This is a genomic window from Campylobacter concisus, from assembly GCF_002913865.1.
GTDB classification, from domain to species: Bacteria; Campylobacterota; Campylobacteria; order Campylobacterales; family Campylobacteraceae; genus Campylobacter_A; species Campylobacter_A concisus_AM.
The window spans coordinates 1-697 of record NZ_POYX01000065.1 but is presented as its reverse complement, the minus strand read 5'-3'; the positions used below and the strand labels follow the sequence as shown (position 1 = coordinate 697).

Here is a 697-nt window from a genome sequence, read left to right as displayed (position 1 = left end):
GGCCGGGAGATAGGGATTCGAACCCCAGGAGGCTTTCACACCTCAACGGTTTTCAAGACCGCCGCTTTCGACCGCTCAGCCATCTCCCGATTTAAAGATTTGTGATTATAGCCAACTTTGCTTAAAATTTGCTATAACCACTAAGAATTATTCTGTTTTTTCTTTGACGTAACTAGCGCCGTCATTGATCTTTTCTTTAGTCCATTCTTTGGCGTTGTGGCTATCTTCTTTTACGCCGTGCCAAGTGTTTGAACAACCTACTGCAAAAAATGCCATGCAAACTATTAAAAGCAACTTTTTCATTGTTAATCCTTTAATTTGGTTTTTTGAAGTCTGGAGGCGACACCCGGATTCGAACCGGGGATCAAAGCTTTGCAGGCTCATGCCTTACCACTTGGCCATGTCGCCGTTTTGGTGGTGCCCGAGACCGGACTTGAACCGGTACGGTAAAAACTACCGAGGGATTTTAAGTCCCTTGCGTCTACCATTCCGCCACTCGGGCAAAATTTAATGGAGCGGGAAACGAGATTCGAACTCGCGACCCCAACCTTGGCAAGGTTGTGCTCTACCCCTGAGCTATTCCCGCATTAAAGGTTGCAATGTTAGCCAAAAGTTGCTTAAAAATTTATTTTATAAAAACGACTTTCAAAAAAATGTAAGCCATAAAAAGATAAAATACCAAATCTTTTGGGGTTAT

Annotated in this window: 1 protein-coding gene and 4 tRNA genes; all 5 read right to left on the bottom strand. The window is 43.3% G+C overall.

The features are described from left to right. Positions 1 to 2: 2 nt before the first annotated feature. Positions 3 to 89 (bottom strand) — tRNA-Ser (locus CYP77_RS04200). A 58-nt stretch (positions 90 to 147) separates the two neighbouring features. Next, entirely contained in the window at positions 148 to 303 is a 156-nt protein-coding gene (locus CYP77_RS09945; protein WP_021086361.1) for a hypothetical protein, read from the bottom strand. Positions 304 to 334: 31 nt separating this feature from the next. Further along, positions 335 to 408: transfer RNA gene (locus CYP77_RS04195), tRNA-Cys, on the bottom strand. Positions 409 to 415: 7 nt separating this feature from the next. Next, positions 416 to 502, bottom strand: a tRNA-Leu gene (locus CYP77_RS04190). A gap of 9 nt (positions 503 to 511) precedes the next feature. Further along, positions 512 to 586: transfer RNA gene (locus CYP77_RS04185), tRNA-Gly, on the bottom strand. Between the last annotated feature and the right edge of the window lie 111 nt (positions 587 to 697).

Coding starts and splice junctions, on each gene's coding strand:
- CYP77_RS09945 (WP_021086361.1), bottom strand. CDS start 303: ATGAAAAAGTTGCTTTTAATAGTTTGCATGGCATTTTTTGCAGTAGGT.